Raw genomic sequence first — 15,152 nt, 5'->3', positions numbered from 1 at the left:
TGGAGTGTGCGTTATTTTAAGAAAAAGCTTCTTCAAAGATACCCGCCCCATATAAACGCTGGAAATTGTTTGACCGGATCTCGGCCCACTACATAGCAGGCATTAATCCCTAGATTGGCAGCGAGGTCCCGCACCTGCTTAAGATCGGCTTCAACGGCGGTTTCTTTGACTTCCAGGGCATATTCTTTGTTAACGATAAAGTCGATCTCTTTCCCATTCTTTAGCTGGTAGTAGGCAACGTCACCACGGTGCAACAGTTGGTTGAAGACGGCATTTTCAAATTTCGCACCGCTGCTAAGCTCGCCGACGGCCGACGCGATGCCATTGTCCAGAAAATAGATTTTTCGTGCTTTGGTAATTTCACGATCGGGGCTGGCGGTCAGAACAGGTATCGTACGGATGAGGTAGCTATTTTCAAGTAAGTAAAGGTAGTTTTCTACCGTGGGTCTTGAAATGCCGGCGATGCTGGTTAATTTGGAAACATCAAGGCGCGAGCCTGTCCGTACGGAAAGGAGCTTGATGAGTTTGTACAGGTTTGCAGGATTTCGAATATCTGAAAGCGCACTGATGTCAAAATTGATATAAGCACTTAATATGTCTTGGAGGAGGTCTTTCTTACCTTCCACAGAGGGTTCGAGCACCACTTCTGGGAAACCGCCGTATTGGATATATTCCTCGTAATATGGGCGCAATTGTTGATAGGTTGAGGCTACAAATTGGGTAGCTTCTGATAGCGCCAGGTTGGGTGCGTTCAATCCATTGAATGCCAGTAATTCATGGAAATTAAGCGGATATACCTCGAAGATCTTCTTTCGCCCTGCCAATGATTCCGAAAAGAGATTCTTGATATAAAACGAACTCGAACCGGTAACAATGAATTTGATGGGGTAATTGTCGTAAAGATACTTCAATACACTGGGCAGGTTGGGTACCAGTTGGATCTCATCAATGGCTACAAGGAGTGGCTTTGATAAATCGGCTCCCTGTTGCTGAAATGCACGGACGATGTGTTCGTAATTCTGTTCAGCAAACAACACACGGTTGTCAATGCGTTCAAGGTCGAAATAAAATTGCTGTTTGATTCCCGATTCAGAAAGCAATTGCCGCACTAAGGTGGTCTTACCGGTACGGCGCATACCGGTCAATACGGTAATTTGCCGCTTCGGCAAGTGGGCTTTCAGATCATCAAAAATACGCCGATTATAGAATTTCATTACTTTTCTTAAAGTGAGTGTTTAAAAATAGTAATACTTTTTTAAATACTCAATTCCGTGGTAACCAGCCGGTGGATGATTTCCGTCTTATCGGCGTAAAGGAAGCCGCCCGGATTTTCCGGAAACTCTGCAGGCCGATGGGGTATTTGCGCACCATGGTGCTAAGGTACGTTATTTTGAGCACTCAACGATGCCATAAAGTCAGCGAAACGCAGACCTGGCCTGTGCCAGCAGAAACATCAGGTCATAAAATTATGCGCCAAATAATGCATTTTGGAAACAAAAGGGAGCATTAAACGCGTTAATCCGCTACCTCTCTCCAGCTTTTCACCTCGTAATTCGTACGGTGTTGCGAATCCGCACCGCCATACACTAACGTTTTCTGTATAGGAGTAGAAGGCGCTAAATGGGTTTCAAACTTGTCCAATTGTTTGAAAAGCTCGTTGGTAATTGTCTTGGTGGCTTTAATCTCCACGGCATGGAACGTTTGCCCCACTTGCCAAAGTAGGTCAATTTCATTTCCGTGAGTATCCTGCCAAAAGAAAAACTCAAGATGTTCATATAGGTGGTAATTCCTCTTTTGGTACTCGGCAATCACCATATTTTCAAACACGCTGCCTTTTAAACGATCCGTCTCGAGTTGACCTGCATCGTTAATTCCCAATAAATGGCATAGTAATCCAGTATCATAAAAGTATAACTTGGGCGTCTTGACGAGCCTTTTGTTACGGTTCTGGTGATACGGTTGGAGTAAAAAAACGAGATAACTGCTCTCAAGTATCGATAACCAAGATTTTGCAGTATTAAAGGTGATATCACACTCGTTGGCCAGCGCGCTGATGTTCAATAACTGCCCCGCCCTCGCTCCACATAGGCCAAGGAATTGGCGGAATTTTCTGGTGTCGCGTACATTGAGCAACTCCGTGACATCTTTCTCTACATACGTCTGAAGATAGTTGGCATAGAAAACGGCAGGGGAGATGTCTCGATCGAAAATTGCGGGATAAGCACCGCTGATCGCAACGGACGGATAGCCATCAGCCAACAACTTTTGTGCTGTAAGTTCTGCAAAATCCAATGGCAACAGTTTGAACAGCGCTACCCGTCCTGCAAGTGACTGCGTAATGCTTTTCAGTAGATGAAAATTTTGGGAACCCGAAAGGATGTAGTGGCCCATGAGTCCACTTTCGTCCACGCGTTCCTGAATATAAGAAAATAGATGGGGCACTCGTTGTACTTCATCGAAAATAACGTGTCTTCCGTAATAGTCGAGGAAGCCAACGGGATCGCTTGCTGCAAACTGCTGGTTATCGGGGTTTTCCAGTGTCACATATCGATAATCCTCAAATAGTCTGCGTAAAAGGGTTGTTTTTCCTGATTGCCTAGGCCCTGTAACAGCCAATACAGGAAACTTGTCCCGCTGTAGCACGATCTGTCGCGTGATGCGTCTCTTAATAAACATGATAGGATTGCTTTAGACGCAAAGATAATGCTACTAATGAAATTACACAATAGTTATTGATTATATATCACAACATTTGGTGATGAAATTACACAGGTGTTATTAACGAAATATCACAGAAAAATCTACGATGGCCAGTTTCTTGTCAAAGCAGGCATGTTTAGTACCTATTAGGGGGGCGGCGTGGCAGCTCGATTTTGACAGGAACAACGGTGTATGGTGCAGTATTAAAATCGAGCGATGCTGGCGTGTGCAGATGAAATCGCCTTTTTCTGCAACCTTTTTTAAAATAATTCATTGCATTATCGATGGATTTGTTACTTTTGCTTCCGTTTATTTATACATAATCTAAATAAGTATAAAGGGCGAATGTTGGACTCCAAAGTAACGAATGAATTTTTTGAAAGATGAGATGACATAAACATGGAATAGAAAAACCGCGCCGGAGACGGTAATCTCCGTACGCGGTATATGCGTTTACATTCAGCGGTAACTGACTGTAAATACACACGGCCATCAACTTTAGCAGGTACAACGGCCGGCTTTCAACAGACTAGTAAAAAGCAATGCAATATATTAAATTTTACGTAACCGTACTATTTTTTGGTGCCTTATGGTGCCACGCACAGGAATCAGCCTATAACCTCACAGGAACCGTCATCGGTGCCGATCGTGAACCGCTTTACGGGGTGACTATTAAAGTAGGCAACCAAACCACCATCTCCGACTCAGAGGGGCATTATCGAATTTCCAACATCCGGCGACGGCAGGTCCGCGTTGAGGTCTCAGCGGTGGGATTTGAACCGTACGTTCAGACCCTTACCTTGACACTAGGCTCCAATACCTTGCAGATTGCGTTGGTGCCCAAAACCAATGAACTGGAAACGGTGGAGGTGATGGGACTTACCAAGGCGCAGGAGGTAAACCGGCAGGCATACAACGTGACAGCGGTAGATGCTACCAAACTCTACAACACCACGATGGACATCTCCGGTGCGCTTGACCGCGTGGCAGGTATCCGCGTGCGGGAGTCGGGTGGGCTCGGCTCCAATTTCAACCTTTCTCTCAACGGGTTCACGGGCAATCACATCCGCTATTTCATTGACGGAATCCCAATGGATAATTTCGGCAGCTCGTTTCAAATCAACAACATCCCCATCAACACGGCGGAGCGTATCGAAGTGTATAAAGGGGTGGTGCCCATGTGGCTCGGTTCGGATGCGCTGGGTGGTGCCATTAATATTGTGACGGGCGACCGATACCGGAACTTCGTGGATGTCTCTTATTCCTATGGATCGTTCAATACGCATCGTTCAGTCATCAATGCGGCCCACACCACAAAAGGAGGGTTTACCGTACGGTTCAACGCCTACCAGAATTACTCCGACAATAATTATAAGGTTACGGTAGATGCGGCCGACATCAATACCGGGGCTTATGCACCCAATACCAAAGTACGCCGTTTTCACGATACGTATCACAACGAGGCGATCATTGCCAGTGTGGGCGTGGTTGACAAGCGGTTTGCCGATCAGTTGCTCGCCGGCATCACCCTGGGTCAGAACTATAAGGAAATCCAAACCGGTGCCCGCATGGTATCGGTATTCGGTGGCTGGCACAGGCGGGGCACTACCATCATGCCTACCCTCAAATACAAGAAGGAAAACCTGATTGAGGGGCTGGATGTAACCGTCAACGCCAATTACAACCTCGGATCGGAGCGAAACATCGACACCGTCAGCGCACGGTTTGACTGGTTCGGCAACTCAAAACCTACGGGTACCAACAGTGGAGAACGCTCACGCTCCTTATACAAATACCGCAACAACGAGGGGCTTGCTACTGCTACGGTCAACTATCGACTTGCTGAAAAGCATTCCTTTACGCTCAACAACAATTTCTCCACGTTCCGGAGAGAAGGCAGCGATCCGCTTAACCCAACCAATGCCGATTATGAGCGTACAAAGCAAACCTATAAAAATGTGATGGGCCTCGGATATAACTATGACATCAAAGACCTGTGGAGCACCACCCTGTTTCTGAAATACATCCACCAAGGCAACCAGAACGGGCCGGATGAGCGCAACGGGATGGATAAGCTGGGCTACGGATTGGCATCGGCTTACTACCTCACACCGCAGGTACAGCTCAAAGTTTCCTATGAGCTGACCAACCGCATGCCCTCGGCCTATGAAATATTCGGCGACGTGGAAAACCAAGAGGCCAATTTTCAACTCAACCCTGAGCGAAGCAACAACGCCAATGTCGGGGTCGCTTATGACTTTTCGCTGCGCCAGGACCACCGTTTTTCATTGAATACTAATCTGATCTACCGGCGTGCGTACGACTATATCTATTATCGCCTCAACAACAATCAGTCGAAAGTCGTGGCCGATAACCGGGATGGTGTCGAAACCTTCGGTGGTGATGCAGAGTTGCGGTACTCTTTCAAAAACTGGCTCATGGCCGGGGCTACCGCAACCTACCAGCACATTATGAACACGCAGAAGTACGAAGAGGGATATACCGGGGTCAGCGTCGTATACCGCGACCAGATGCCCAACATCCCTTACCTGTTCGGTAATGCAGACGTAGCGGTGGTACTGCGTAACATAGGCCGCGCCGGGAATACCCTGCACATCGGCTATAACCTGCTCTATGTGCATGCCTTCTATCTCTATTGGCCCAGCCGTGGTGGTGACAAATTGGATATCCCGCAGCAGATCAGCCACGATGTAAACGTGGTTTATTCGCTGCAGGATGGACGCTATAACATCGCGTTGGAAGCCAAGAACATCACCGATACCCGGATGTACGACAATTTCAGCCTGCAAAAGCCCAGTCGTGGCTTCTACCTCAATCTCCGCTATTTCATTAACAAAAAATAAAAAATCAAAAAAATGAATATCAAATCCAACACGCTTCTCTTAGGTATGGCAGCAGCCATACTGCTAGCTTCCTGCAGCAAAGACGATCGCAAGCCGGATAATCCCGGCAACTTCATCATCGCCGTAACCCCTGCGGCCACCACAGGGGTTGCCGACTACCTGTTGACCGCCAGCAGCCTGGATACCGGCGCTATCTCGACGGCCGGACAGGGTACTGAACAGGATGGAACCTACCGGTATTATGTGACACACAACGACAAATTTTTCAGCCTGCTTTACGGGCAGGGAAATCCGGGAGCGGTAACTACTTACAATATTGTGGACGGCAAGCTCAACAAACTGTCCAACTTCCAGACGGAAACGGTTCAGGCATTTGCACCGGTAAACGATGACTTGCTGCTGATGAAAATATCACGTAATATTACCAATCCGTTTGCAAGCTGGTACCGCATCAACACCAACACCTTGCAGATTGAAAGCGAAGGCAAGGTCAGTACGTCTGCCCCTTCGGGCAATGGTGAGCTGGCACACTTCAGCTGGATCAAACAGGTAGGCAACAAAGTGTTTGCACCCTATTTCTCTATCAAAGCCTGCTGCGGCGCTTCTTTCGAGACTGCCTACCCAGACAGTGCATGGATTGCGGTTTACTCGTACCCCGATATGCAATTGGAAAAGGTCATCAAAGACAACCGGACCAGCTTCATCGGCCGCTATTTCGTAGACGGCCTGGGCGTAGTGGAAAATGGCGATGTGTACGCGTTCTCGGCTTCGGTAGCGGTTACCGATGGTAAAATCTCGTCTACCAAGCCATCGGCTGTGGTCAAAATCCCCGCCGGAACCACTGAGTTTGACCAGTCTTACTTCTTTAATGTGGAGCAGAATTCCGGTGGTTATAATATCACCGATTGGTTATACGTAGGGCGCAATAAATTCATTGTGCTGGTCACCTCAAAAGAAGAAAAAGGTCAATATTCGGCAGGTAAAAGGCTTGGGATTATTAACGTCATAGACAAGTCCTTCAAACTGGTTACGGGTATGCCAACTGTGGATGAGATCAATTCGCTAACAAACATGGGCAATTACAGTGCAGGAGACGGCCGCCACGGATATGTAGGCGTAAACCTGAAATCGGGTGTCGGTTATATTTACAAGATTGACTCGGACAATGCGAGTGCCACACAGGGACTTCGTGTAGACGGAGGCACCATTACGGCCATTCATCACCTTGATTAAACTGTTCTAGTATAAAAACTTCCCGGATACCCTCACGGTTTTCGGGAAGCTTTTCTTAAACAGGTACGTTCATGTATAGTACAATTTTTATAGGGATCTTTTTGGGAACCCTGCTGTTTTTTGTCGCTTCAGACAAAGTAAAAACAGAGAGCAAACCCCGATGGTTACAAAAAATGGCCCAAAAGCCTGCGTTCGCAAGAACCATCGGTACCTTGATCTTTATGGTCTGTTGGGCCGCTGTTATGTATTTGCAGGGACTGGGATCGGGCACATTCGCCATGGTGGGATATTTGATGGCCAGTTATAGTTTGCTCATATTGCTGAAACCGCTCCGCTCCGTTAACACCACGAGTCTGGCAGCAGTAGCCGTGGCTGCACTGCTATTGGAAACCCTTATCTTTTAATCATGCCTGCGAATAAAAAATACCTCAGCTCCCCGTGGCAGCGTTTCCTTAAAATCACCGCAGGTTTTGTGGGGGGCTACTTCGTGATGCTATCCCTGCACCTGCTGCTCACACACCTGTTTGATCAAAGGAAAGTGGTGGTTACTGCGTTCATCACAGGCTACATCCTTTGGGCCGTATTGCTCTTGGTCGCCTTTCTTTGTAAAAGCGGGTGGAAGATATGGGGCATTTACCTGGTACTCATTGTGATACTCTATGGTGCATATCACCTGCTAAACAACTGACCGTATGAACATCCGCAAGTATAACATCTATTTCAATACGCATACCATCAGCGGTATCATCATCTGTGCCATCCTGTATGTGATTTTCTTCGCCGGGTCGTTTTCTTTTTTCAAAGACGAAATATCCGCATGGCAAAAAAATCGATCTGCCCACACCTACCAGGCTGCGGCCAATGATTATGATTTCCTCCTGGATTCGCTCCATACCGCACACAATCTCCTGGGCAGAGACATCACCTTCTACATCCAGGACCATAACGTGCAGGCGTATGTAAACATGAGCGCTTCACAGGATACCACGGTCAAGAAAAAAGCGGCCGTGCAGCCGCCACAAAATGGAAGGAGAGGACGTGGCAGGGGCAACGGGGACGCGGCTTACTTCCAGTATGATTTCCAGCGTAAACAACCTTCATCCTATGCGGAATCGTATGACATGGGCGAATTTCTTTACCGGCTTCACTTCCTTGCCCAGCTCAACCAGGTACCCATCCGCATCGGAACCCCCTTCGGCTACCTGGTGGCCGGTATCGTCTCGTTCCTCTTTTTGTTCGCACTCATTACCGGCCTGTTGCTGCATTGGGATAAGATCGTGTCTAATTTCTTTACGTTCCGTCCCTGGAACAAGTGGAAAACCGTATGGACCGATATGCATACCGCGTTGGGCGTGATCGGTTTCCCGTTTCAGCTCATGTATGCGGTCACGGGTGTGGTACTGATTGTAAATACCGCCTTAATCCTGCCGTTCAGCAAATTCCTATACGATGGCGACAGCCAGAAATTATATACCGAACTTGGGTACAACGACGATACCACCTATGAATATCGCTATCAACCGCTGCCAGATCGCGTAGCGCTCAATCCCCACCTGAAACAGGTAGCCGACCGTTGGCCCGATAGCCATGTGAGCCGCATATACATCAAGAATTACGGGGATGAAAGCATGCACATCGCCGTCGAAGCAACCCCGAATTTCAATAGGAATTTTGCCGGTGTCGGTAAGATTGTTTTCCATCCTGCTACGCAGTCCATTGTCCACGAAAAATCACCGGTAGCGTCTGCCTCTTACGTAGATCGCGTCAAAGCGCTTGTATACCGGCTGCACTTCGGAGATTTTGGCGGTTATCCCGTTAAAATCAGCTTTTTTGTGCTGGGCATTATGGGATGTCTCGTCATTATCTCCGGTATCCTGATCTGGCTGGTGGCGCGGGATAAGAAGAGCATACCCGCCCACAAGCGGAAGTTTAACTTTTGGGCGGCCAATGTATTTGTGGCCATATGCCTGACCATGCTGCCCGTCACGGCACTTACGTTTATCGCCATCAAACTCAACCCCGCCGCAGATCAGGCATTCATCTACCGGGTGTATTTTTACAGCTGGTTGGCGCTGTCTGTCTTTTACATCGCACGCCGCAAACTGCAGGTCACCAACCGGGAAACGTTGCTTGCAGGGGGGCTCTTGGCGCTGTGTGTACCGGTAGTCAATGGCATCCAAACCGGCAACTGGATGTGGACTGCCCAACGCACGGGGGCTATGGATATTTTTGTGGTCGATTTCCTATGGCTGTCCATTGGTATTGTGGGACTGATTGCTTTCTACCGCCTCTGGTTGGACGGCAAAAAAGTTGATAAACCGAAAAAGCGGGTCATTGCAGTGAAAGAGTCCGTTCCGTCTGCCTGACCTAAACCCTACGGTACGATAAATCGGCCGGGTTGCCCAATTCCAGCTCTCTGAATCTGGAGTACGTTGTATTTCCAGATTCAGTTAAAAATTTCAACCTAAGAATACATAAAAACCACTACCTTTACTCCCACATTATACGTTATGATAACCAAGCGCAGATGCGCAGATGAAACCTGTATAAATTGCCATTAGCAAAAGGTACGAGCCAAGCATAGCGGCCTCTTGAAAGTCGCTGAAAGCCAGCTGGTGGTGAAAATAATTGCCGGCTTCATTGCTATGAAAAGAGACGTTGTACGAAAAACCCATAGGTTATGAAAATGGATTTTGCAGGCTACTTGAGCCCTGTGATGCATGAGATACTACGGGAGGCACCATTTGGTATATTTCAGCTCGATAGAACGGGAGAACTTGTATTTGCAAATACGGCTTTCTGCAAATTAGCGGGTGAATCGGAAAAGAAACTGCTGGGTTCCGGATGGACAGCTATCATCGGGGTTGATGATGGGAAGGTGCTTCAGAAGGGGTTGGACCGCATCATACGGCAGCGCAAAGGCAAATTGACCTTAGAAGGAGCCCTTAATCACTCAAAATCAGGCAGGCGCCGTTGCCTCGTTGACATCCAACTCTTAACTTATCGGAAAAGCGAACCCATTTTTTTCATGGGTTACGTGCGTGACATTTCCAAACAGCATCTCCTCGTTCAACAGTTGCAACGCAGCGAAACCAGGCAACGGGAGTTGAGTACGTATCTTCAGTCGATGATTTCGGTGATCGAAGATATTATTTTTGAACTGGATGGCAATCAGGTATTCCGCAACGTATGGGTGCGTGACGAATCACTGTTGTTCATGCCGAAGAATCAGCTGCTGGGCAAATCCATTCAGCAGGTTTTTGGCGACCGGGCGCCGATGTTCCAGAAGCCGGTGGAAGAAGCCATCCGTACCGGTAAGGAAGGGGTGGTGGAATATCGCCACATGGACCCGGCCATGGACAGGTGGTACCGTGCAAAGGCCGTAGCTGTTGAAGCAAATGACGACCCCAAGGCATTCCGCCTTGCGTTGATTGTCCAGGACATCACCGAACGCGTGAGGTACCTGGACGAACTGAAACGGGAAAAGGAAAAACTGGAGTGGTATAACAAACTCTATGATTTCAGCAGCGAACTTGGAAAGATTGCGGGGTGGGAATACGACGTAGGTACGGGTGAGACCAGAGGAACCGATCAATTGTATTTGATCGTAGACCGCGCACCGGAACCCGTATCGGATGAGGAATCGGCGTACGCCTTTTTAGATATGCCGGAAAGAGATACCTTGGAAAAGCATATAAAACAGGCCGTCAAAGCCCGTAAACCATACGATATTAAAATGCCCATCTCCACTGCTATAGGCAAGAAGAAATGGGTCCGCGTGATCGGTATACCCATTGTGGAAGAGGGACGGGTGACCAAGATACGCGGGATATTGATGGATATAACCGAACAGGTAGCACAGCGGAACGCCGTGGAATCTATCCAACAGGAACTGGCGCGCAGCAATCAATTGTTAGATTTCAGCCAGCAGATCAGCAATACCGGAGGATGGGAACTCGACCTTGCCACCGGACAAGCTTTCTGGACCAAACAGGTGTATGCCCTATACGGTGTGCCGGAGGATTTCGATGTGTCCAACCCTGAAAAATACTTATCATTTTTCAGTGCAGAAGACCAACGGCTGATCCGGGATTCGATGCAAGATTGCCGCGACCACCGTTTACCGTATGTGCTGGAGGTACAGGCAAACATTGGGAATCAGAAAAAATGGCTGCGGGTGAGTGGTGTTCCGGTAGTGGAGGGCGAGCGGGTGATAGCGATGCGCGGCGCAGTGATGGACATTACCCCCGAAAAGCAGGCCGCTATGAACCTCGTGCAAGCTAAGGAACTGGCCGAGCAGGCAGCAAAGGCGAAGGCCGATTTCCTATCGGTCATGAGCCATGAAATCCGTACACCGCTCAACGGCATCATCGGTACAGCAAACTTACTTAGACTCCGCCATACCGAGCAGCAGCATGAAATCGTGGAAAACCTGATGTTCTCGGCCGACCACCTACTCCGACTTATTAACGATATCCTCGATCTTAGCAAGATGGAACGTAATAAGGTGGAACTGGCGCTGACCACGCTGGACCTGCCGGGGCTAGTGCGTAACATCAGAAACCAGTTTTTGTCATTAGCAGAGGCCAAAGGAATCCGGCTGGTGAGCCTAATGGATCAGGAAATTCCAGCACGTCTGATCGGTGATCCTGTTCGCTTAGGCCAAATCCTGAACAACCTAGTAAGCAACGCCATCAAGTATACAGATACGGGAAAGGTGACGATTGCTGTTCAGGTAGTGGAACAGTTGGAAAACCGGGTATACCTTCATTTTTCGGTAAAGGATACCGGAATGGGTATCCCGAAAGAATTACAGGAGAAGATATTTGATGATTTCCAGCAGGGTTATCAGCAGGACGACCAGCAACCCCGTTCAGGAACGGGGCTGGGACTGGCCATCACCCGTCACCTCATCGAGTTGCATCAAAGCAAAATCTTTGTCGACAGCACAGTGGGCAAAGGATCGGAGTTTTCGTTTGAACTGGTGTTTGACAGGGCCGAAAAGGAGGAGCCGATAGAACTATCACTGCCTGTACAGAATTTGTCGGAATACGAAAGTAAACTCGGATCCATCCGGTTGTTATTGGTAGAAGATAACAAAGTGAATGTGATGGTCACTCGCGAGCAGCTTACTTATTTCGGAGTACAGGTCGATTGTGCGATGAATGGACACGAAGCGATGGAACTGCTGAAGGCAAACACCTATGACGTGGCCTTGGTAGACCTGCACATGCCGGGAATGGACGGATATGAACTGTCTACCAAGTTGCTCAAACAATATCCGGCCGTAAAAATTGTCATCTTTACGGCCGATATCATGGGCGACGTACGGTTCCGGTTTGCACAAATAGGCATATACGATATGCTGAATAAACCCTTTGTGCCTGAAGAGTTACTCGGCATGCTGCTGAAAGTCGCAAACAAAAAAGGGATGCGCAGTTAACGACTGTCTTTTTTATAAAATGTCTCATGGATAAACGAGTACACCCGCACGGTCATGGCCTCATCCTCGAAAAGCGTATACTCTTTCCGTATCCGGATACGCCCATCTGAAAGGTACTTCATCTCGCTACCGTCTTTTCCCATGGTAAAGACATAACCGTCGTTGACGGCAATATCATTACCGACAAGCTGATAGGATTGATAATACATGTGATCACCCGTGTTGCCCAGATTCTCAAAATGCATCTCTATAGGCGTAAATCGCAGATCGCCCTCAAATAGATACGACTCAAACAGATCCGGCTTAGGCCTGCTGGGCTTGTCTTCTTCTTTGCCCGACCAGTAAGACCAGCTCAGCTCAGAAGATTCCAGGCTCCATGTGCCGACAAGAGGCCCCTGGTCAACGATGATCGGAATGGATCCTTGTTGGGGGGTCTCGTCTAACGGATCTATATATTCGTATGTTAACTCGGAGGTAATACGCGGCGTCCAGTCTGATTCGTCTATGTTAATTTGTAAAAGTAATTGATTTTCATGGTTTAGCACCACCCCGACCAGTGACAACGACGGGTGGTCGAGCGAAAAGGTGTACGTACTGAACGATGCAGCGTCTATCGGAACGTTTTTAAACGTAGGAACGGAGGGGATGTACAGCGTTTGAAGGGGCGACAGGTTTGCCAGGGAGACTTTTTTATTGACAAACGCAATGTACTCGTTGATATCCGATGCCATTTCGTTGTATTTGTCGTAGGCCTCGAAAAATTCGTTGAGGAGGGGGCTGTCTGAATGGCGGTCATCTTCGATGACGGCCCTCATCTTTCGCGTGAAGGTGAACTTGTTAGGCTGGTTGGCCAATATGAGTAACGGTTTTGGGGAGCCATCACCGGTTACTGCTTGTATCGACCCCGCTGTTGCAGCTATGCCCATGGTTGGGTTGGGCTGATTGTATCGGTGATATACAGATTGTGTATCGTCAACATCATACCAGGTGCCATAGGGATAATCCAGCTGCCCGAACTCGTCGATATTGTGCTCCAAGGCTGCTAGCTTGATCTTTAGGAACTGATAAAAATGGTTTGCGGCCTCTACGAGGCTATTAGCAGCCACAATACCGGTAAGGAAGGTGGCGGCTCCCCAAAAAATTACTTCTCCGGCTGATCTGGAGCTTGCGAAGGCTTTTATCGAATTGATAAATCCGAAATTCGCAATGGCGAATGTCAGTACGTAACCACAGAATTTCCTAAGGTGTACCCGGGGATGCAGGCCGATAAGGTCATCGTCTTCAAATGCATACGTCGTGTTAGAAAAACGCCCGACTCCGGTTTTCAACTGTGCAACCGGGAGTCCTTCCTCGGATGCCGTAAACCGATAGTCAATCAGATTGTTCAGCATGTCGCTGTTTAATTCGTAAAACAGGGCAAACTGCTTTCGTTCCTCCGGAGAAGACTCTGTTATCAACAGTTCAAAATTGGTGATGTTGAGCTTCAAATTAGCGTCTTCGGGACTGTCGGAAAGTGCCGCTTTCAATACGGATAACTTCTCCAGCAACGGCCGGATGACCGTCTCGGGGGTGGCGTCTAACTTTTTCTCGGTAATGGTGTAATGCAACTCCTGATTTTCCAAACCGGCGATTACCAATTTGTTCTTTCCCGGTTTTGCATCCGGCGGAACTAGAAAGGCAAGGGTATGCTCATCTTGGCGGATCAACGTTACCTCGGTTTCTCCAAGTGTTGCGGCGTATTCGTTTTCAGCCAAGGCAGTGCCGCCGGGTATTAGCACGGTTACATATTCTAGTGGCGAGACATCCGTGCTGGGGCCCGTGTAGGTGTCTTCTCCGTCATCGGGGCCGACAGGCCGGGCGTCTTTCTTGCAGGAAGTGACAAACAGTGCCAGCGTAACCGTCAGCAGCAGCGAGTAAACAGTGGAGATCCTCATAGCGTTAAGCTTAATTTGAATTGCAATAGGTTGTTCCTGAAGCGCTTTTCACCATCGCCTTCGGAAGATACGTACGCAGTTTTGAAAGAACCGGGCGAGTGCATAGCCCGTAGCCGCGGCTCCCGCGGTCTTCTTTTGTAATCTGACCGTGCGCCAGCAGCGCGACAAGAGAAAACAGGATTGCGGGAAAAAACCGCTTTTGTAGCAGAGAGACTTTCATGATCCGGTGAATATGTGGTAGTTACTTGATTTTATGCGAAATTAAGTAACCGTCTCTCTCAGCGGTATACCGCGTTTGGGGTATTTTTCAACGGCCGAATTGTTCGACAAGCATCGATAACTCAGCGAATTTGTTGACCCCGAGCTTACGGTAAATGTTTTTGACATGGGTGCCAACCGTGCCGTGTGAGATGAATAATTTCGCGGCAATTTCCTTCTTGCTCAGTCCGGTGCAAAGCAATTCAACAATCTCCCGTTCCCGGGCGGTCAGCGATAGGTATTGCTCGTATTTAGACCGGGTTAGCTCCTGGCGCGCCAGATCCATCACCGTCATCGCGATCTTCGGCTTATTGGCTTTATCGCGGATGATTGCCTTCGAAGTGCCTACGGTGGTCTTCCAGGTCCGCTGGGCGTCCAGTAGCTTATACGTTAAGTTCAGGTAGCCGGTTCGGTCATTCCGGAAAAAGGCCATCGATTCAATCAACGTATAATAAGTGGAGAGATGCATGGTCTTTAAGTAATAAAAATGATCGATTCCCTGAAATACAGATTTTTCAAATCCGTAAAAACACCTCAGGCGCTCATTGACGCAGATGGGGCGGTAATATTCCACATCGTGTATCGTAATCAGGTAATCGGATTGATTGATGACCTTTTGAAATACCTCCTGCCGGGGGCTTTCAGGTGTTAAGGGAATCTGCTTAGTAAGGGCATCGGTAACCCTTTCAAATTCGAACTGTAACCGTAAAAAAGGCATGT

10 protein-coding genes are annotated in these 15,152 nt (G+C 48.3%); 6 read left to right on the top strand and 4 right to left on the bottom strand.

From position 1 onward, the window contains the following. Positions 1 to 32 precede the first annotated feature (32 nt). On the bottom strand, positions 33 to 1,214 hold the full coding sequence (locus IEX60_RS17105) for an ATP-binding protein (protein WP_229717616.1): 1,182 nt from the start codon (positions 1,212 to 1,214) through the stop codon (positions 33 to 35). Positions 1,215 to 1,515: 301 nt separating this feature from the next. Further along, entirely contained in the window at positions 1,516 to 2,676 is a 1,161-nt protein-coding gene (locus tag IEX60_RS17100) for an ATP-binding protein (protein ID WP_188752621.1), read from the bottom strand. Positions 2,677 to 3,242: 566 nt separating this feature from the next. Between IEX60_RS17100 and IEX60_RS17095 the strand changes: the two genes are divergently transcribed. The 6 genes from IEX60_RS17095 to IEX60_RS17070 all read left to right on the top strand — a co-directional run bounded on the left by IEX60_RS17095 (position 3,243) and on the right by IEX60_RS17070 (position 12,240). Then, entirely contained in the window at positions 3,243 to 5,564 is a 2,322-nt protein-coding gene (locus IEX60_RS17095) for a TonB-dependent receptor (protein WP_188752620.1), read from the top strand. Between the two features lie 12 nt (positions 5,565 to 5,576). After that, positions 5,577 to 6,797 (top strand): DUF4374 domain-containing protein, encoded by a 1,221-nt coding sequence (locus IEX60_RS17090; protein WP_188752619.1) that lies wholly within the window; start codon positions 5,577 to 5,579, stop codon positions 6,795 to 6,797. 71 nt (positions 6,798 to 6,868) lie between these two features. Next, entirely contained in the window at positions 6,869 to 7,201 is a 333-nt protein-coding gene (locus tag IEX60_RS17085; protein ID WP_188752618.1) for a hypothetical protein, read from the top strand. A gap of 2 nt (positions 7,202 to 7,203) precedes the next feature. Then, complete coding sequence (locus tag IEX60_RS17080) at positions 7,204 to 7,485, top strand: hypothetical protein (protein WP_188752617.1); 282 nt, start codon at positions 7,204 to 7,206, stop codon at positions 7,483 to 7,485. Between the two features lie 4 nt (positions 7,486 to 7,489). Then, the gene (locus IEX60_RS17075; protein ID WP_188752616.1) at positions 7,490 to 9,163 is read left to right on the top strand and encodes a PepSY-associated TM helix domain-containing protein; all 1,674 of its coding nucleotides are present in this window, start codon (positions 7,490 to 7,492) and stop codon (positions 9,161 to 9,163) included. A 314-nt stretch (positions 9,164 to 9,477) separates the two neighbouring features. After that, a complete protein-coding gene (locus IEX60_RS17070) occupies positions 9,478 to 12,240 on the top strand; it encodes a PAS domain-containing hybrid sensor histidine kinase/response regulator (RefSeq protein WP_188752615.1) in 2,763 nt (920 codons plus the stop codon). Here the strand turns inward: IEX60_RS17070 and IEX60_RS17065 are convergent. Both IEX60_RS17065 and IEX60_RS17060 read right to left on the bottom strand, forming a co-directional pair. Continuing rightward, positions 12,237 to 14,174 carry a hypothetical protein gene (locus tag IEX60_RS17065; protein WP_188752614.1) on the bottom strand — a complete coding sequence of 646 codons (1,938 nt, stop codon included), beginning with the start codon at positions 14,172 to 14,174 and terminating at the stop codon, positions 12,237 to 12,239. The genes IEX60_RS17070 and IEX60_RS17065 overlap by 4 nt on opposite strands. Positions 14,175 to 14,481: 307 nt before the next feature. Continuing rightward, entirely contained in the window at positions 14,482 to 15,150 is a 669-nt protein-coding gene (locus IEX60_RS17060) for a LuxR C-terminal-related transcriptional regulator (protein WP_188752613.1), read from the bottom strand. Positions 15,151 to 15,152: the final 2 nt, after the last annotated feature.

The sequence above is a fragment of the Parapedobacter defluvii genome (genome assembly GCF_014642075.1).
Lineage (GTDB): Bacteria > Bacteroidota > Bacteroidia > Sphingobacteriales > Sphingobacteriaceae > Parapedobacter > Parapedobacter defluvii.
The sequence above is the reverse complement of the archived record's forward strand: the minus strand, read 5'-3'. Positions and strand labels throughout refer to the sequence as shown.